Here is a 17,909-nt window from a genome sequence, read left to right on the forward strand (position 1 = left end):
GCGGGCTGCTCCCCTCCCCGCCCCTTCCCGCAACTGGGGCTCCGCCCCAGACCCCGCTCCTCAAGCGCCGGAGGGGCTGGAAGGCGGAGCCGCATAGCGATGCTGCGGGAAGGGGCGGGGAGGGGAAAGATCCTCACCGGGGGGCGCGGGAGGCGCCCCCGTAGGAGGTCTCCTCCTCGATGGTGCCGCCGAACTCGTCCCGGAGCCTCTCCATGTTCTTCCTGGGCGAGGAAGACAGCACCCAGCGGTTGCCGACCAGATAGACCCCGCCGTACATCTGCGCGGTCTCCAGCCAGTCGCGCTGGCCCTTGGCGGTGACGAAGTCGAGGAAGAGGAACTTGCCCTTGGCGCTCTTGCAGACGGCCTGCCGGTAGTCGTCCACCTTGGTGGTGAACTCCGGCTCGCAGCCGGCGGCCGAGGCGAGCTGCTCCACCCGCGCGGCCTTGGGCGCGGCGCTCGCGCTCGGCCGGGCGGCGTTTCCCCCGGTCTCCGCCTTGGCGTCCGCCTTACCGTCCCCGCCGCAGCCGGCGACGGTCAGCAGCGCGCCCACCGCCGCCGCGACCGCCATCGCGCGCGGGCCATGGCGGCGCGGGGGGCGGTCGGCGGTCCGGAGCGGGTGCGGAGCGTCGGCGTCGGCGGCGTCGTACATAAAGGGCCCTCTCGCATCGGATCCGGGTCGCGGCTGCGTCCATCGCATCTACGGATACGGAGAGTCGGAGCCGATCGTTCACCGTCCTCCCGCCGTTCCGCGTCAGGCGGGTGCGTACCGGCGCGGCCGGGCTGTCCGGACCCTTGACAGCCAGGTCGGATGCTGGATTACTGGACCGCGCCCGAATGGTAACCGAATGTTCGGTCGGCAACCGGAGGTGGTGGACGCCCATGGCGGAATCCCTGAGCGTGGCCCCGCTCGACGACGCCGAGCGGATGAGCCCCGAGGAGCTGAGGGCGCTCCAGCTCACCCGGCTGCGGGCCACCTTGCGCCATGCGTACGACCATGTCGAGCTGTACCGCAGGAAGTTCCGCGCGGCCGGGGTCGGCCCCGAGGACTGCCGCACCCTGGAGGACCTGGCCCGGTTCCCCTTCACCACCAAGGACGATCTGCGCGACACCTACCCCTTCGGGATGTTCGGCGTCGAGCAGAGCGAGGTGCGGCGGCTGCACGCCTCCAGCGGCACCACCGGCCGCCCCACCCTCGTCGGCTACACCGAGCACGACCTGGCGGTCTGGGCGGAGGTGATCGCCCGCTCGATCCGCGCGGCCGGCGGCCGGCCCGGCCACAAGGTGCATATCTCCTACGGCTACGGCCTGTTCACCGGCGGCCTCGGCGCCCACTACGGCGCGGAGCGGCTCGGCTGCACCGTCATCCCCGCCTCCGGGGGGATGACCGCCCGGCAGGTGCGGCTCATCCAGGACCTCAGGCCCGAGATCATCATGATCACGCCGTCCTATCTGCTGACGCTCCTCGACGAGTTCGAGCGGCAGGGCGTCGATCCCCGCTCCACCTCCCTCCAGGTCGGCATCTTCGGCGCCGAACCCTGGACGGAGGAGATGCGCCGGGAGATCGAGGAGCGCATGGACATCCACGCGGTGGACATATACGGGCTCTCGGAGGTGATCGGCCCCGGCGTGGCCCAGGAGTGCGTGGAGACCAAGGACGGGCTGCATGTCTGGGAGGACCACTTCTACCCGGAGATCGTCGACCCGTTCACCGACGCGGTGCTGCCCGGCGGCGAGGAGGGGGAGCTGGCCTTCACCACCCTCACCAAGGAAGCGCTCCCCGTCATCCGCTACCGCACCCGCGATCTGACCCGGCTGCTGCCCGGCACCGCCCGCCCCGCCTTCCGGCGCATCCAGAAGATCACCGGCCGCTGTGACGACATGCTCATCGTGCGCGGGGTCAATGTCTTCCCCAGCCAGATCGAGGAGATTGTGCTGCGGGTCCCGGCGGTGGCCCCGCACTTCCAGCTCGAGCTGACCCGGCGCGGCCGGATGGACCATATGGCGGTGCGGATCGAGGCCCGCCCCGGCGCCGGCCCCGAGCAGCGCGCGGCCGCCGCGGTGGCCATCGCGCGGGGAGTGAAGGACGGGGTGGGGCTCACGGTGGAGGTGGCGGTCGTGGACCCGGAGACGCTGGAGCGCTCCGTGGGCAAGATCCGCCGGGTCCGGGACCGGCGCACCGAGAGCTGAGCACCGCCCCGGGCGCCCTCCTCGGACGGGACGTGGCGCCCGGGACGGAGGGCCCGGAGCGGACGGGCTCAGCGTGCCAGTTCGAGAGCGGGGAACTCCTGGTGCAGGGGCAGCCGCGCCCCGCAGACGGTCGCCTGGGCCTGTGCCGCGACCCTGCGCCGGTCGTCCACGTCCCGCATCGGCCGCAGCGCACGGTGCACGGCCACCCGCACCGTGAGCCCGTCGGCGCGCAGCACCCGGCGCAGCGAGCCGCCGAAGTCGTCCTCGCCGACGAAGGCGGCCACCGTGGTCGGGACACCGTGCTGGACGTACTCCAGCGTCACCGGTCGCACCGGCGCGCCCGCGTCCAGCGCGGCCTGGAAGGTGGCCCGCCGGAAGCTGCCGCCCGTGCCCGAACACCAGGTGATGCCCTGCGGAAAGGCCATCACCGACTGGCCGTCACGCAGTCGGGCCGCCATCTCCCGTACGGTGTCGGGGAGTTCGCGCAGCGAGCCGCGGTCGATGTACATCGTCCCCGCGCGGGTGGCCAGCGGGCCGATCAGCGGCCAGCCCGCGATCTCCCGCTTGGCCAGCATCACCACGGGCTCCACCGCGAGCAGCGCGAGGATGTCCAGCCAGGAGATGTGGTTCGCCACGACGAGCGTGCCGGTGCCGCCGGGCGCGCTGAGCGTGCTGTCGCCCGTCACCTCCAGCCGGATACCGAGGGCGTCCAGCAGCGTCGCCGCCCGCGCCCGCAGCGTCTCGGGCTCGGCGATCCGCCGGCCGGACAGCAGCGCGCCCATCACCGCCCCGACGAAGACGGCGGCCCGCCGGGCGCCCCGGGTGGCCGGGACGCGGTCGGCGGCGTGGGAGACACAGCCGGGAGTGCACGGGGACCAGCCCGCCCAGGCGTGCTCGGGCAGACTCATCGTGGCCGCGTCGGTCACTGGGATTCACCCAGGAAGTAGCGGCGGTAGCGGTCGTTCATCCGCTCGGTGTCCAGCAGCACGAAGAAGTCGGCGTCGTTGAAGGCCCGGTCGTGCTGCGGGGAGCCGCACATCCAGGCGCCGACCCGCAGGTAGCCGCGGAGCAGCGGCGGCAGGTCGGCGTAGCTGGGCTCGCCGTCCAGCGGCCGCGAGGGTATCCACGGGTCGAGCGGGTGGACCCGCATCTCGGGCGGGGCGGCGTGCTTGCTGGTGCCCAGCAGCCAGGCGTTGGCCGCGGCCCCCTCGCCCTCGGCGAGCGGAACCGAGGCACAGCCCGCGAGATAGCGATGGCCGGACAGCAGCACATAGCGGGCCAGACCGGCCCACATGAGGTTGATGACGGCGCCCGTGCGGTGGTCGGCGTGGACACAGGCCCGGCCGGTCTCGACCATGGACGAGCGGACCTCGGTCGGAAGGCCGCGCAGATCGAACTCGGTGTCCGAGTAGAGCCGCTCGCTGCGCCCGGGGGGAAGCAGCCGGTAGGTGCCGACCACGGTGCCCGTCGCCGTGTCCGTGACGATCAGGTGGTCCATGATCTCGTCGAACTCGTCCACGTCGCGGCCGTCGACCGCGGCGTCCAGCCGGCCGCCCCTCTCCTCGCCGAACACCTGGTAGCGCAGCCGCTGCGCGGCGTGGATCTGCTCCTGGGTGTGGGCGATCGAGGTGACGTACGAGCTGGTGGGCGCCGTCGTCGAGGACGTCGTGAGCACGGACATTCCTGTTCTCCGTTCAAGGGAAGTCAGGAGCGGTGGGGACTGGGGAAGAGCGGAAGAAACGCCTCACTCGCCGTGCGGTGCGCTGAGGCGGCGCGCACTGCGGGCTTTCACCAGTCTTGCCGTGGCGACGTACGTCACAGTGTCCGTGTGGTGATTCGGCGACTGCCAGTCGATGACGAACACATGCCGCTGGTCGGCCCGTGGTTACGGAGCGGTAGCGCCGGTGCCGCCGCTGTCATCGCCGGTGCCGGTGCCGGTGCCGGTGGCGGTGCCGGTGGCGGTCCGGAGCGGGAAACCGAGTGAATGGGCGGCGGTGGCGGGGGTGGGCTGGGACCAGTAGTCGCTGACGGCCTGGGCCGAGGACAGGGAACGAGTTTCGGCCAGATCCAGATAGAGGACGCCGTCGAGATGGTCGGTCTCATGCTGGACGATCCGCGCGGGCCAGCCGGTGAACTCCTCGTCCAGCTCCCGCCCCGTCTCGTCCTGCCCGCGCAGCCGGATCCGGTCCGGGCGGCTGACCACGGCCTGCCAGCCGGGGATGCTCAGACACCCCTCGAAGAACGCCGCCCGGCCGTCGCCGACCGGTTCGTAGACGGGATTGACCAGCACCCGGTACGGCTGCGGCACCCGGTCGCGCGCCTCCCGCACCTCGGCCGCCACCTCCGCCGGGTCCTCGATCACCGCCAGCCGCAGTGGCACACCGATCTGCGGGGCCGCGACCCCCACCCCGGGCGCGGAGTGCATCGTCTCCCGCATCGCCGCCAGCAGCCGGTCCAACTGGTCCGCGGTCAGTTGGCCCTCGTACGGCAAGGCCGGTTGCCGGAGCACGGGGACGCCCGCGGAGATGATCGGCAGCGGGCGGGTCCCGGAGAGCAGTTCGTCGACGAGTTCGGAGACGGTGGTGGTCGGCATGGGGACAGCCTGACAGACGATCACCGGGGGCGTGGCAGGTGCTCAAGCGGTGGGTGCACATAAGCGGCGGGTGCTCACCATCGGATAAAAGGTGAACAGGGCGCCGATGCGGTCCGTAGACGCCGGTGAGCCGCCGGGAACATCCCACGCCCCCGCGGCTCGGCCGAGTCTCCCGGCTCGGCCGCTGCCGCCCCGCGGGGCTCCCCCGTTGTGCACGGCGGGGCGGCAGCCTTCCTGGCCGTAGGCCGTGTTCGACGGTGCTGGGCGCCTGCGGCGGGCTATGCCCCTCCCCGCCCCTTCCCGAAACCGGGGCTCTGCCCCAGGCCCCGCAACCGGGGCTCTGCCCCAGGCCCCGCAACCGGGGCTCTGCCCCAGGCCCCGCAACCGGGGCTCTGCCCCAGGCCCCGCAACCGGGGCTCTGCCCCAGGCCCCGCAACCGGGGCTCCGCCCCAGACCCCGCAACCGGGGCTCCGCCCCAGACCCCGCAACCGGGGCTCCGCCCCAGGCCCCGCAACCGGGGCTCTGCCCCAGGCCCCGCAACCGGGGCTCCGCCCCAGACCCCGCAACCGGGGCTCCGCCCCAGACCCCGCAACCGGGCTCCGCCCCAGACCCCGCAACCGGGCTCCGCCCCAGACCCCGCAACCGGGGCTCTGCCCCAGACCCCGCAACCGGGCTTCGCCCTCCAGGGCCCCGAAGCCGGGGCTTCGCCTCAGGCTCCGCAACCGGGTTTCGCCTCAGACCCCGCAATCGGGGCTCCGTCCCGGACCCCACAACCGGGCTCCGCCCTCCAAGGCCCCGGACCGGGCTTCGCCTCAGGCCCCGAAGCCGGGGCTTCGCTCCTTCCTTCGGCATCGATATGCGGCTCCGCCGCGTGGTGGGGTTTCGCCCCAGGCCCCTGGACCCCAGGCCCCGGGGTCCAGGGGCGGAGCCCTTGCCACGCGGCGGAGCCGCGAATGCATGCTGCGGGAAGGGGCGGGGAGGGGAGAGACCCGCCGGGCACCCCGTGGGCGGGCCGTGAGCCCTACTCGGCCCGCGCCTCCGGCAGCAGCTCCCGGATGTCGCTCGGCAGCACGCCGTAGAGCTTCTCCATCAGCTCCGGGTCCACCGCCGAGTCCAGCACCTCGAAGAAGGCGGCCGCCTCGCGCAGCGCCTCGTCCTCCGTGTGCTCGGTGCGCCAGGCGACCCGGCCCGCGAAACCGGTGAGATCGAACCGCTCGCCGTGGTCCCGCCGGTGTGCCCGCTCCTCTGGCGTGCCCTCGTGTGCGGCGGCGACCCGGCGCAGGGGCTCGCCCGCCTCCCGCGGCAATTGTGCCGCCATATGGTCCGCCAGTCCGCCCGGGATGCGCTCGGCGAGGGTTTCGAGCGTCGCCCGTATCGCCCGCTCGGCCGACTGCCGGTCGGGAAGCTGGGCCCGGGCCTGGACCAGGCCCGTCAGTTCTTCGTAGCGCATGGTCGGCGCTCCTCGTGGTCGGCTGCCCGGCTTGTGGTGCCGAGTGCCCCGTGCCGTTCGCTCAAACCGTCGCCGGGCGCCCGGTCTCCGGGGTGTCCTCCCGCGCGGCGAGCAGCGGGCCGAGCACCCGGGTGCCGGGTCCGGTGCGTCCGCCGGGACCCGGGAGCTGGGTGGTGTTGCCGACCGTCAGGGGCTCCCCGCAGTGGGCGCACGCGGACACCGGTGTGGTGTCCAGCCCGCAGCCGAGATGGCGGATCCGGGCCGGCTGCCCGGCGGGACCGGCGTACCAGCGGTCGCCCCACTCCATCAGGGCGAGCAGTACCGGATAGAGGTCCTCGCCCTTCGGGGTGGCGCGATAGTGCTCACGCGGCGGACGCTCCTGGTATCGCTCCCGGACCAGCACCCCCTCCTCGACCAGCCGGGACAGCCGAGCGGCCAGAACCTTCCGCGATATGCCCAGGTCATGGGCGAGATCGTCGAAGCGGGTGACCCCGGTGAGCACATCCCGCATGATCAGCGCGGTCCAGGCGTCGCCGAACAGATCGGTGGCGCGGGCGATCGAGCAGGCCACATCGGCGAGCGGAGTACGGGTCATGACACAACCCTAGCCGAGTTCCCTGAGGGAACTTAAGGATGTTAGGTTTCCTCGGGGAACCGGGCGAGCCCGTCCGGGTCACCCCAGGCACCGGTGAATCCGCGAATCCGCGCACCCGTGAGGGAGAAGACGATGGCCGCCGCCCCGCACATCGAACTGGACTCACGGTCGCCGGAGGCCGTCGACGGCCGTCAGATCCGGGCCGTCACCTTTCAGGACAGCCGTCTGGAGTACGTCCGCACCACCCTCAAGAGCGCGGACCTCTCCGCGTCCGGAAGCCGCGCCGTGGTCGTGGGCAGCGGCCGCGGGCTGCTGGCCCGCGGGCTGGCCGGACTCGGCTTCGGTGTCGTCGCCGTCGACCCCTCCGCCACCGCGACCGAGATGGCGCGCGAGGCGGGCGAGGGCGAGCACCCCGGGATCGAGTACCGCACCGCGCCCGCCGAGCAACTCGGCCTCCCCGACGGCGCGTTCGACCTCGCCTACTACGCGGACACCTTCGAGATCACCTCGGAGCTGGACCGGGTGCTCGCGGAGGCCGCCCGGGTGCTGCGGCCCGGCGGTGTGCTGATCTACGACACGGTCAACCGCACCCTGCTCTCCCGGCTGATCTACCTCGGCGCCTTCCAGCGCGTCCCGATGACCCGGATCATGCCGGCCGGCCGCTACACGGCTGCGCGGCTGCGCACCCCCGCCGAACTGACCGCCGCCCTGGACCGGCAGGGGCTGCGCAACGAGGACATCTGCGACTTCAAGCCCAAGGACCCGCGCAGCCTGGTCAAGGCCACCATGGCGCGCCGCAAGGGGCAGATCAGCGATGAGCAGATCCCGCCGATCGTCGACTTCGTCCTCGCCCCGGACGCCCGGCCGCTGGTCACCTACCTCGGCTACGCCCGCAAGGGCTGACCCGGCGAGCCCGGCACACCAGCCCGGCGGGGTGGGCGCACACTGGTCGCTGTGACTCGTCAGCGCAGTGCCGGACTCCTGCTGTACCGCGATGCGGGCCCGGCGGGCCGTCCGGCCATCGAGGTGCTGCTCGCCCATATGGGAGGCCCGTTCTGGGCCGCCAAGGACGCGGGCGCCTGGACGGTGCCCAAGGGGGAGTACGACGAGGACGAGACCCCGGAGGCCGCCGCGCGCCGGGAGTTCGAGGAGGAACTCGGCATGCCCCCGCCCGGCGGCGAGCCGATTCCGCTCGGCTCGGTGACGCAGACCGGGGGCAAGGAGGTCACCGTCTGGGCGCTCGCGGGGGATCTGGACCCGGAGCGGATCACCCCCGGCACATTCACCATGGAGTGGCCGAAGGGGTCCGGCCGGATGCGGGAGTTCCCCGAGATCGACCGGGTCGCCTGGTTCGGCCCGGACGAGGCCCGCCGGAAGATCGTGACCAAGCAGCGGATCTTCCTGGACCGGCTCGAGGAACTGCTCCAGGGGCCGGACGGCGCGAGGGCCGGGGACTAGGCGGAAGACGCGGGTCCCGGGGACGGGACGGAAGGCCCGAGCCCCGGGGACGGGACGGACGGCGCGGGCCCCGGGCGTGCGTGACCGGGGCCCGCGGCCATCCGCCGTCAGCTCACCCCGTTCCTCCCGTATCGCAGCGCACCGTGGCCGCTCCCCAGTCGGCGTGGTCATGCGCGTTGCCGTCGCCGCCGTCGGTGACCCGCAGCCGGAGCCGCTGCGCGCCCTCGATGTCGGCCTTCACCGGTACGGCCGCGTCCGAGCCGCGCAGCGTCTCGCCGCGGTACACCCGCTCGCCGTCGGCGTAGACCTCGAAGACGACGCTGCCGTCGGCCCCCACCTCGTCGTCCACGCCCGTCTCGGCCGTGAAGGACGAGCAGTTGCCGCCCAGGAAGACCTCGACCGTGGAATCGGCGTGCACGCCGAGGCCGCGCTCGTAGGCCGTGCCGCCGACGGTCAGGGTCTTGCCGTCGCCGGGGGCGGACTCGCCGTTGCTGTGGTCGCGTTCGACCGGGCCCCAGCCGTTGTCCGCGGTGAGGAAGTCGAGCGTGGACACCGCCACGTCGCCGCGCGGCGGGGGAGGCGTGCCGTCGATCTCGGCCGACGCCGAGCCGCTCACCCGCGCACCGCCCGCCGAGGTGGCGCGGACGTCGGCGACGGCGGGCCGCAGACCGTCCGGGGTGTCCTCGCCGCGGGTGATCTCGGTCCGTACGGTCGCGGTCCGGCCCGCCGCGAGGTCGCCGAGGTCGAGGGTGCCGGGCTCGGCGGTCCACCCCCCGGCCAGGCCGAAGGCCGCCGTGACATCGCGCAGCGGGGTGTCGCAGGGGTTGCTGACGGTCAGCTCCGCCGGGGTGGACTCGCCCGCCGCCACCGTGGTGTCGGCGGCGGTGAGCCTGGCCTCCGGGGCGCAGACCACCGGGCCGCGCGGGGTGCCGGTGCGGGCCTCGGCGCCGGTCAGCGGGCGCAGCCGCAGGGTGTAGGCGTACTCCTTGGCGGGCCGCACCTGGTATTCGGGCAGCACGGTGTGGAACGTCTCGCTCACCCCGCTCACCGCGTGGTCCAGGTGCAGGGTGTTGCCTCCCGGGTCCTTGCGGAGGGCGAACGGATAGGCGGCGCGGTCGATCCCGGTGTACGGGGTCACCCCGGCCGAGAAGTCGCCCGACACCAGGAGCCCGCCGCTGCCGTCGGACAGCGAGGCCCAGCGGACGTCCTCGTGGTTCCCGTAGTCCTGCGGCTTGGTGTATCCGGCGAACTGCTCGGCCACGTCCGTGGAGTACACCCCCACCGGTGCGCCGTCCTCGCGGTCGGTGTAGTTCTCCTGCGGCCCGCGCCCGTACCAGGTGAACCGGTCGTAGCGGTCGGGCAGCCGGAGCGAGAGCCCGATCCGGGGCAGATAGGGCACCGTGCGCGCCGCGCCCCGGGCCTCGACGCGGTGGTCCAGGCGCAGCTCCCCGGTGCCGCTGACGGTGTACCGCAGGGTCTGGGCGAACGAGGAGTCCTTCACACCGGGCGCGGCGGCGGAGGAGGGCACGGTGACGACGACCTCGCCGTCCCGCTCGTCCGCCGTGACCCTGCCCGGCTCGGTGCGCAGCCGGTCCAGGCCCGCCTCGCGCCAGGGCCCCTCCTCGGAGCCGATCTCATTGCTGAGCGGGGCGCGCCAGGCGTCCAGCTCGGGGCCGGAGCCGAGCAGCTCCCGGCCGCCGGACTTCATGGATACCAGCTCGCCACTCGTCCGGTCGAAGCCGTACGAGAAGCCCTCGCCGGTGACGGTGAGGCGGCCATCGGAGGTGGTGGCCTCCACCTTCCCCGGTGCCCGCGCCGGTACCGTGCCCGCGAGCTGCCGGCCGCCGATGTCGAACTGCTCGACCGCCACCCGGTCTCCCGCCTTCGCCCAGGCCGTGTCCGCGGCCCGCACCGCCTCCACGGTCAACTGCCGGTCGGCGTCCCGGGGGTTGGCGGGCGGTTTCGGCAACTGGAGGGTGGTCCGCTCACCCGGGGCCAGGCCGAGCGCGCGGCTGCCCTGGGCCAGGGTGCGGGCGCCCTCGGTGATACGCCAGCGCAGCCGGAGGTCGTCGGTGCCGGTGAAGGACCGCTCGTTGCGCACCTCGATCCGCCCCGTACGGGCCTCGTCGCCCGAGATACGGATCGGGGCGTGGACCGCGGCCATGGCGCGGGCCTCGGGCTGGACGGTGCGGTCGGCGGAGACCACCCCGTCGACCCCGCCGGTCCCGGCGCCATAGGACAGGAACTCTCCCTTGCGGTCGAGCCGGTCGAAGTCGAGCGCGAGCACCGCGTCCGTGCTGGGGTCGGCGGCGAGCTGATCGGCGCTCAGCGCCTTGTGGTAGACGCGGACCTGGTCGACGGTGCCGTGTGCCATCCGGGTGCGGATGTTCTCCTGGTCGGTCTCCGGGTTGCGGCCGATGTTCACCGGCTGCGCGGAGGAGCCGACGGTGCCGGTCCAGTCGGCCGACGCGGCCTGCTTCCCGTCGATGAGCAGCCGGAGCGTCCGGCCGTCGAAGGTGCCGGAGACGCGATGCCAGGAGCCGTACCAGCCGCCTGGGACATCGGCCGCGACGGTGTGCCAGTCGCCGTCCCCGTAGACGAAGAACTCCAGGGTGTCCTTGTCGCGCATCTTCAGCGCATAGCTGTGGTCGCCCTTGGCGATCACGGTGAAGGAGCCGGTCCAGTCGGCGGGTTTCACCCAGGCGTCCAGGGTGAGCGCGTCCGAGACCGTGTCCAGCTTCGGGTCGCGGTAGACCTCCACGAAGTCGTCGAGACCGGACAGCTCCAGCGCCTTGCCCCGGTGGCCCGCCACCAGACCGGGCTTCCCGGAGACGTAGGAGAGGATGTCGTTGCCGGAGGTGTCGGGGGTGGTCAGCAGCGGCTGGGTGATGTTCTGCTCCGCCCAGTCCCAGATGTAGCCGCCCTGGACCTGCGGGTACTTCCGTACGACGTCCCAGAACTCCCGGAAGTTGCCGAGCGAATTGCCCATGGCGTGGGCGTACTCGCCCATGATGATGGGCTTGGTGGTGGCCTTCGCCTTCTCCTCCAGACCCGAGGGGGAGGGGTAGCGCGGGCCCCACACATCGGCGAACGGGGCGTCGCCGTCGGGGCTGTTGGGCTGGTGGTAGACCGGCCGGGCCGGGTCCTCGCGGTCCAGGAAGTCGGCCATCGCGTAGTGGGCCTTGCCCAGTCCGGCCTCGTTGCCGGTGTCCCACATCAGCACGCTGGGATGGTTCTTGTCCCGTTCGTACATCGCCGTGAGGCGGTCCATGAACGCGGCCTGCCACTCGGGCCGCTCGGCCAGACAGTCGTCCGGGCAGGCGTCGTGGTGATGGGTCTCGATGTCCACCTCGTCGTCGATCCACAGGCCACGGGCGTCGGCCAGTTCGTAGAGGTAGGGATCCGAGGGGTAGTGGGAGGTGCGCACGGAGTTGATGTTGAGCTGCTTCATCAGGGAGACGTCCGAGGCGGTGCGCTCCCGGGTGGCGTGGCGGCCGGTGCCGGGGTCGGTCTCGGCGCGGTTGACGCCCTTGACGAGGATGCGCTTGCCGTTGACGAGGAGCTGTCTGTCCTTGATCTCGATCTCGCGGAAGCCCACCGGCTGGGCCGTGGTGTGGGTGACCTTGCCGTCGGCGTCGGTGAGCCGGACGACCAGGGTGTAGAGGTCGGGCGTCTCATCGGTCCACTTGGCCGGATCGGCCACATCGGCGGCGAGGGTGGTGGATCCGCTGCCGCCGTCCACCGTTCCCGACATCGTTGTCACCTTGCGTCCGCGACGGTCGTAGAGCGTGCCGAGGACCTTGCGCGCATCCGTGCCGCGCCGCGGGCCCTTGGCGGCCACCTCGACCTCGGCGGTCAGCCGGGCGTCGCGGTAGCGGGCGTCCAGATCGGTCTTGACCGTGATGTCCCGCAGATAGGTGGCCGGGGTGGAGTACAGCCCGACCGAGCGGAAGATGCCGGAGAACCGCCACTGGTCGTAGTCCTCCAGATGCGCCCCCGAACCCCAGCGGTGGACCTGCACCGCGACGGTGTTGCGGCCCGGGTGCAGCCGGTCGCTGATGTCGAACTCGGCCGGGGTGTAGCCGCCCTGGTCATAGCCGGCGTACGAGCCGTTCACCCACAGCAGATAGCCGCTGGTGACGCCCTCGAAGCGGAGAAACGTCCGGCGCTTCTCCCAGCTCTTCGGCAGCTCGAACGTCTTGACGTAGGCGCCGGTCGGATTGACGTCGTGCGGGACCTTCGGGGGAGCGTCCGGATACATCTCGGTGGGGATGTTCCGGAACACCGGATGGTCGAGACCGTCCGTCTGCCAGGTGTGCGGCACGCTCACACTGCGCCAGCCGCTGCTGGAGGTGTCGTAGCCCTCGGTGAAGAAGTCCTTCGGCACCTCCTCGGGGCGGTCGGACATATGGAGCTTCCAGGCGCCGTCGAGCGAGGCGGTCCAGCGGCTCCTGGAGCCGCCGTCGAGGGCGCCGGCGGTGTCGGTGTACGGGGTCAGCCGCGCATGGGCGGGCTCCTGTCCGACCGAGGTGACCTCGGGGTCCTCCAGCAGCTTGTAGACATCCGCGGGCGGATCGGGGGGATTCGCCGCTGCCGCCGGGGAGGCGGGGGCGGCGAGCGCGAGGGCCAGGGCGAGAGCGGCGATCCGGGATATCCGGGAGGTGCGGGAAGCCCGGGAGATGCGGGAGGTCCGGGGGATTCGGGGTGGCCGGGGTGGCCGGGAGAAGCGGGGGAGGAGGAGGCGACGGCGGAGGCGTAGGGGCATCTGGTGGTCCACCCTTCTTGGGTGTCGAAACGCTCCAGAGCGAACAGGCCCGCACATTAGCCAACGTGCTCCCGCACGCCAAGATGTTCCGACCCACTCACTGTCGGCCGGGCGCGGCTACCGTGAAGAGAGTGAGGGCCGTGCGGAATGCCGCGCCGGGCGCGGTGAAGCCGACGGAGGCACCGTGGGTATGGAGAGCACGAGGAGTACGGAGTCCCTGCCCCAGCTTCGACTGGACGAGCTGCTGGAGGAGCTCCAGTCGCGCATCGACGGGGTGCGCGGCACCCAGGACCGGGTGCACAGCCTGCTGGAAGCCGTCCTGTCGGTGGGCCGGGAGCTGGATCTCTCGCATGTGCTGCGGAGGATCGTCGAGGCCGCCGTGGTGCTCGTGGACGCCGAATACGGCGCGCTGGGGGTCATCGGCGAGGATCAGCGGCTGGCGGAATTCCTGCCGGTGGGCATCGACAAGGAGCGGATCGAGGCGATCGGGCATCTGCCCTCCGGCCACGGCCTCCTGGGGGAGCTGATCCGCCGCCCCCAGCCGCTGCGGCTGGCCGAGCTCTCGGAGCATCCGGCCTCCTACGGCTTTCCGCCGGACCATCCGCCGATGGGCTCCTTCCTCGGGGTGCCCATCCGGGTGCGCGACGAGGTCTTCGGCAACCTCTATCTCACCGAGAAGCGCGGCGGTAAGGAGTTCGACGGCGAGGACGAGACGGTGCTGTCCACCCTCGCCGTGGCCGCCGGAGTGGCCATCGAGAACGCCCGGCTGTACGAGGAGACCCGGCACCGCCAGCGCTGGCTGGAGGCGAACGCCGAGGTCACCCACAGCCTGCTGTCCGGAGTGGACGAGACCCGGGTCCTGGAGCTGATCGTCGAGCACGCCCGCCGGATCCTCTCCGCCGATCTGGGCGTGCTGATGCTGCCGGTGCCCGGCACCGACGAACTGGAGGTCGCGCTGGCGGCGGGAACCGACGCCGAGGACCACCGCGGTCTGGTGCTGCCCCGCCGGGGCACCTTCGGCGGGGCGGCCTTCACCGCCTCCGAGCCGGTCACCAGCACCGATGTCCAGAACGACCCGCGGATCACGGTCGGCCCGCAGCGCTGGGAGGGGCTCGGCCCGGCCGTCGCGGTGCCGATGCGGACGAGCGACGGAGTGGGCGGAGTGCTCTCGCTGGCCCGCATGGCGGACAGCCCCGCCTTCACCCAGATCGAGACCGACACCCTGCTGGGCTTCGCGGGCCAGGCGGCCATCGCGATGAAACTGGCCGAGCGACGGCGCGACGCGGAGCAGCTCGTGCTGCTGGAGGACCGCGACCGGATCGCCCGCGATCTGCACGACCTGGCCATCCAGCGGCTCTTCGCCGCCGGAATGACGTTGCAGTCCACGCTGCGCTTCGTCCAGCACCCGGAGGGCTCCGAACGGCTGTTGCGGGTGGTGGACGACCTGGACGACACCATCAAGATCATCCGCTCGACGATCTTCGGACTGCGCTCGCACGAGGCGGGGCCCGCGGTCCAGGGGCTGCGAGTCCGTACCGCCAAGACCATCGAGGAGGCCGTGCCCGCGCTCGGCTTCACCCCCTCGCTGCGCACCGAGGGCCTGGTCGACACCGATGTGCCGCGCACCGTCGCGGACGACATGGTCGCCGTCCTGGCCGAGGCGATGTCGAACATCGCCCGGCACGCACGGGCCGACGCCGCCGAGATCTCGCTGGTCGTGGCGGCCGGGCGGCTGACCCTCATGGTCACGGACAACGGGGTGGGCGTCCCCGAGGGCGGCCGCCGCAGCGGACTGCGCAACATGGCCGAGCGCGCCGAGAAGCTCGGCGGCGAACTGGAGCTGGGGGAGCCGCCGGGCGGTGGCACCCGCTTGGTGTGGGGGGTACCGCTGCCGGAGCGGTAGACGGTGGCTGTGCCGCGTCAGCGGGGCCCGTTGCCGGGTCAGCGGCCCCCGTCCAGGGTCTCGGCGTCCAGGGTCTCGGCCGCCTCGCTGCGCGGAGTGGCCGGCCCCACCGGTCCGTAACCCAGCCGGATCAGCATCTGCACATGGCCGGGCGTCCGGTGGGCGTCGCTCAGCGACCACCGCAGATCCGACCACTCCAGCGCCTGGTGCAGCAGGGACGCCCGGACCGCGTGCGAAGTCGCCAGCAGCAGTACGTGTTCCAGCGCCTGCCCGGCCCGCAGCCAGTCGGTACGCCGGTCCTGGTCCGTGGCCAGTACGGCGATGGCCGGGTCGCTCTCGAACGCCACGGTGGGCGGATCACCGCCCCGGCGGCCGTCCGGCCCCGGGCCGAGGTAGTCGCGCATCGGCAGCCGCCCGGTGACGTCCCGTGGCCCGAGGGCGGCCGCAGGGATGCCGTACGGCCCGGTCTCGCGGACCCAGTCGCGGCTCTCGGCGAGCCGACGCGGATCCCCCGAGGTGCGCCGCTGCGCCTCGGCGGTCAGCCGCAGCAGCCGCGAGGTCTCCTCGGGGCCCGCCAGCCACAGCGTGGCGCCGTGTGCGCACGCCGCCTCCGCCAGTTCGTAGCGCACCCGTGGTGGCAGTCGGCGCCCGGAGAAGGGGGAGCGGCTGCTGTGCCGCCGCCAGATGACGTCGTACAGATCCTGGTGCCGGTCGTCGTGGTGCGGGGCGTCGTGGTGGTGCGGGGCGTCGTGCCCGTCGCCGTCCTGCCCGTCGACGTCGTGGGGCGACGCGGCCAGCCGCACCGTGGCCAGCAGATCGGGCTGTGACCGGTACGGCAGCAGCCGGACCACCGGGTGCCAGCCGAAGTGGGCCACGGCGACCCGCAGATTGAACACGGCGGCCCCGGCGGAGATGCTCAGCGCCCGACCCATCGGATCGGCGTACCGCAGCGCCCGCTCGGGGGCGGCCCGGACCTCCAGCGTGACGGTGTCGGGGTCCAGCCGATAGCGCCACGGCTGGGTGTTGTGCATCGACGGGGCGGCCACGGCCGCGGAGATGAGCTTCTCCAGGATCGCCGCGTCGAGCGTTGCGGGCTGCATGGGGTCTCCTCGCGCCGGTGGCGCCGTCGGTGGTGGGGCCGTAAGGGGCCGTGGTCGGGCGTCCGTCGGGGTTACGGACGGGGGGCGGTGCGGCCCCGGATCCGGGTCATCCCGGATGGTCGTCGGCGGCGGGCGGGGCCGAGTGGGTCGCCAGTACCGCCGCCTGGATACGGCGCTCCACGCCCAGCTTGGCCAGCAGCCGGGAGATGTGGTTCTTGACCGTCTTCTCGGACAGGAAGAGCCGCTTGCCGATCTGCCGATTGGTGAGCCCGTCGCCGATCAGCACCAGGATTTCCCGCTCGCGCGGGGACAGCCCGGCCAGCACCTCGTCCCTGGGCTCCTGCGGGGCGGTGTCCCCCCGCAGGGTCCTCATCAGCCGGGCGGTGGTGGCCGGGTCCAGCATCGACTGGCCGGAGGCGACGGTACGCACCGCCGAGACCAGGTCCGACCCCTTGATCTGCTTGAGCACATAGCCCGCCGCCCCGGCCATGATCGCGTCCAGCAGGGCATCGTCGTCGTCGAACGAGGTCAGCATCAGACAGGCCAGATCCGGCATCCGGGAGCGCAGCTCGCGGCAGACCGTGATGCCGTCCCCGTCCGGCAGCCGGACGTCCAGGATGGCCACGTCGGGCCGTAGCGCCGGGCCCCGGGCCAGCGCGTGGTCGACGGTTCCCGCGTCGCCGACCACCTCGATGTCCGGTTCGGCGTCCAGGAGGTCATGCAGTCCGCGCCGCACGACCTCGTGGTCGTCGAGGACGAACACCCTGATCGGTGTCGCCGGTGCCGCCGGTGTCGCTCGTGTCTCGGTCATGGGCTCTCGCACTGTTCGTCCACCGTCCGCCCTGCCCCCGGTGGGAATCGTGGCGCAGCAGGTCAGGGCGGTACCAGGGCCGAACGGGCCCCCAAGGGGGCTGCCCGGCCCTCGTCCCGCCCTCCCCGCGCGTGCGACGGTCACGACATGGGCACGGAAGTGCGGGGGCGGCGGACATGGCGGTGGCGGCGCAACCCGCTCAGACGCCGCTCGGATGTGATCGAGGCGTGGGTCGTGCTGGTCACCGGCGTGGTGATGGCGGTCGGCGGCCCGGTGGCAGGGGTGGCCGCGGGCACGGCCGTGGACGCGTCGCTCCAGCAGGAGCGGGCGGACCGGCACCGGGTGCCCGCCGTCCTGAAGGAGGACGCGCCCGTCGCGCAGCCCGCGGGCGACGGGTCCACCACCGGCCAGGTGCGCGCGATCGTCCGGTGGACCGGCCCGGACGGTACCGTCCACACCGGCACGGCCCGGGTCCACGACGGCAGCAAGGCGGGCACCGCCACCGAGGTCTGGACCGACGGCCGCGGCCAACTGGTCCAGCGGCCTCCCACCCCCGAGCAGATCGCCACCCGCGCGGTGCTCGCCGGGACATCGGCCGCGGCGGGCGTGGGCGCGATATCGCTGGCCGGACGCGGTGTGGCGCGCTGGCGCCTGGACCGCGCCCGCACCCAGGAATGGGGCCGCGCCTGGGCCGAGGTCGGCCCCCGCTGGAGCCGCCACATCCGATGACCCGCGATCACGAAGCGCCGTGCCCGGCGGGTCTTCGGCGTGTGTGGCATCGGTGGCGTCCGCCCGGCGGGCGGCACGGCGCCGGGGCGCCTCCCCTGATGCTGCCTGGGCCTGTGGTGCCCGGGGTCGGGGCGCTGCCCCCGCTGGCGCTGGGCCGCCGCATTCGGTGAGGCCCGATGACGTAGGGCTGTGCCTGGCCGGTGTTGGCGTGTGTGGCATTGGTGGTGCCGCCCGGTGGGTGGTACGGCGCCGGGGCGCCTCCCATGATGCTGCCCGGGCCTGTGGTGCCCGGCGCCGGGGCGTTCCCCTCGCTGGCGC

14 protein-coding genes are annotated in these 17,909 nt (G+C 73.0%); 5 read left to right on the top strand and 9 right to left on the bottom strand.

Going from position 1 to position 17,909, the window contains the following annotated elements:
- Positions 1 to 133: 133 nt before the first annotated feature.
- Entirely contained in the window at positions 134 to 649 is a 516-nt protein-coding gene (locus ACK1X7_RS41800; RefSeq protein WP_385157526.1) for a hypothetical protein, read from the bottom strand.
- Between the two features lie 230 nt (positions 650 to 879).
- Between ACK1X7_RS41800 and paaK the strand changes: the two genes are divergently transcribed.
- Entirely contained in the window at positions 880 to 2,187 is a 1,308-nt protein-coding gene (gene paaK / locus ACK1X7_RS41805) for a phenylacetate--CoA ligase PaaK (RefSeq protein WP_385157523.1), read from the top strand.
- A 68-nt stretch (positions 2,188 to 2,255) separates the two neighbouring features.
- Here paaK and ACK1X7_RS41810 read toward each other — a convergent pair whose 3' ends face one another.
- From ACK1X7_RS41810 to ACK1X7_RS41830, 5 genes are all read right to left on the bottom strand, one after another.
- Entirely contained in the window at positions 2,256 to 3,113 is an 858-nt protein-coding gene (locus tag ACK1X7_RS41810) for a lysophospholipid acyltransferase family protein (protein ID WP_385157520.1), read from the bottom strand.
- Positions 3,110 to 3,868 carry a GNAT family N-acetyltransferase gene (locus ACK1X7_RS41815; protein ID WP_208518697.1) on the bottom strand — a complete coding sequence of 253 codons (759 nt, stop codon included), beginning with the start codon at positions 3,866 to 3,868 and terminating at the stop codon, positions 3,110 to 3,112. The genes ACK1X7_RS41810 and ACK1X7_RS41815 overlap by 4 nt, the downstream gene beginning before the upstream one ends.
- Positions 3,869 to 4,072: 204 nt before the next feature.
- Positions 4,073 to 4,780, bottom strand: coding sequence for a peptide deformylase (locus tag ACK1X7_RS41820; protein ID WP_413116495.1), 708 nt, complete (start codon positions 4,778 to 4,780; stop codon positions 4,073 to 4,075).
- Positions 4,781 to 5,801: 1,021 nt separating this feature from the next.
- Positions 5,802 to 6,230 carry a DUF2267 domain-containing protein gene (locus tag ACK1X7_RS41825; RefSeq protein WP_361513718.1) on the bottom strand — a complete coding sequence of 143 codons (429 nt, stop codon included), beginning with the start codon at positions 6,228 to 6,230 and terminating at the stop codon, positions 5,802 to 5,804.
- Positions 6,231 to 6,291: 61 nt separating this feature from the next.
- Positions 6,292 to 6,825: a winged helix-turn-helix transcriptional regulator gene (locus ACK1X7_RS41830; RefSeq protein ID WP_413116496.1), complete on the bottom strand. Its 534-nt coding sequence runs from the start codon at positions 6,823 to 6,825 to the stop codon at positions 6,292 to 6,294.
- A gap of 132 nt (positions 6,826 to 6,957) precedes the next feature.
- Between ACK1X7_RS41830 and ACK1X7_RS41835 the strand changes: the two genes are divergently transcribed.
- Both ACK1X7_RS41835 and ACK1X7_RS41840 read left to right on the top strand, forming a co-directional pair.
- Entirely contained in the window at positions 6,958 to 7,728 is a 771-nt protein-coding gene (locus ACK1X7_RS41835; protein ID WP_385158427.1) for a class I SAM-dependent methyltransferase, read from the top strand.
- A gap of 51 nt (positions 7,729 to 7,779) precedes the next feature.
- Entirely contained in the window at positions 7,780 to 8,283 is a 504-nt protein-coding gene (locus ACK1X7_RS41840; RefSeq protein ID WP_390794097.1) for an NUDIX domain-containing protein, read from the top strand.
- Between the two features lie 112 nt (positions 8,284 to 8,395).
- On the opposite strand, the gene ACK1X7_RS41845 is transcribed toward ACK1X7_RS41840, so the two are convergent.
- Positions 8,396 to 13,048 (bottom strand): glycoside hydrolase family 2 TIM barrel-domain containing protein, encoded by a 4,653-nt coding sequence (locus ACK1X7_RS41845; RefSeq protein ID WP_413116497.1) that lies wholly within the window; start codon positions 13,046 to 13,048, stop codon positions 8,396 to 8,398.
- Between the two features lie 190 nt (positions 13,049 to 13,238).
- Between ACK1X7_RS41845 and ACK1X7_RS41850 the strand changes: the two genes are divergently transcribed.
- Complete coding sequence (locus tag ACK1X7_RS41850; protein WP_413116498.1) at positions 13,239 to 14,951, top strand: GAF domain-containing protein; 1,713 nt, start codon at positions 13,239 to 13,241, stop codon at positions 14,949 to 14,951.
- Positions 14,952 to 14,989: 38 nt separating this feature from the next.
- Here ACK1X7_RS41850 and ACK1X7_RS41855 read toward each other — a convergent pair whose 3' ends face one another.
- On the bottom strand, positions 14,990 to 16,051 hold the full coding sequence (locus ACK1X7_RS41855; RefSeq protein ID WP_390794100.1) for an Acg family FMN-binding oxidoreductase: 1,062 nt from the start codon (positions 16,049 to 16,051) through the stop codon (positions 14,990 to 14,992).
- A gap of 106 nt (positions 16,052 to 16,157) precedes the next feature.
- Positions 16,158 to 16,862 carry a response regulator gene (locus ACK1X7_RS41860; RefSeq protein ID WP_385155646.1) on the bottom strand — a complete coding sequence of 235 codons (705 nt, stop codon included), beginning with the start codon at positions 16,860 to 16,862 and terminating at the stop codon, positions 16,158 to 16,160.
- A gap of 147 nt (positions 16,863 to 17,009) precedes the next feature.
- Here ACK1X7_RS41860 and ACK1X7_RS41865 point away from each other — a divergent pair, with 147 nt between their 5' ends.
- Positions 17,010 to 17,591, top strand: coding sequence for an Rv1733c family protein (locus ACK1X7_RS41865; RefSeq protein ID WP_385155649.1), 582 nt, complete (start codon positions 17,010 to 17,012; stop codon positions 17,589 to 17,591).
- The last annotated feature ends 318 nt before the right edge of the window (positions 17,592 to 17,909 follow it).

The sequence above is a fragment of the Streptomyces sp. CY-1 genome (assembly GCF_047218265.1).
GTDB lineage: Bacteria > Actinomycetota > Actinomycetes > Streptomycetales > Streptomycetaceae > Streptomyces > Streptomyces niphimycinicus.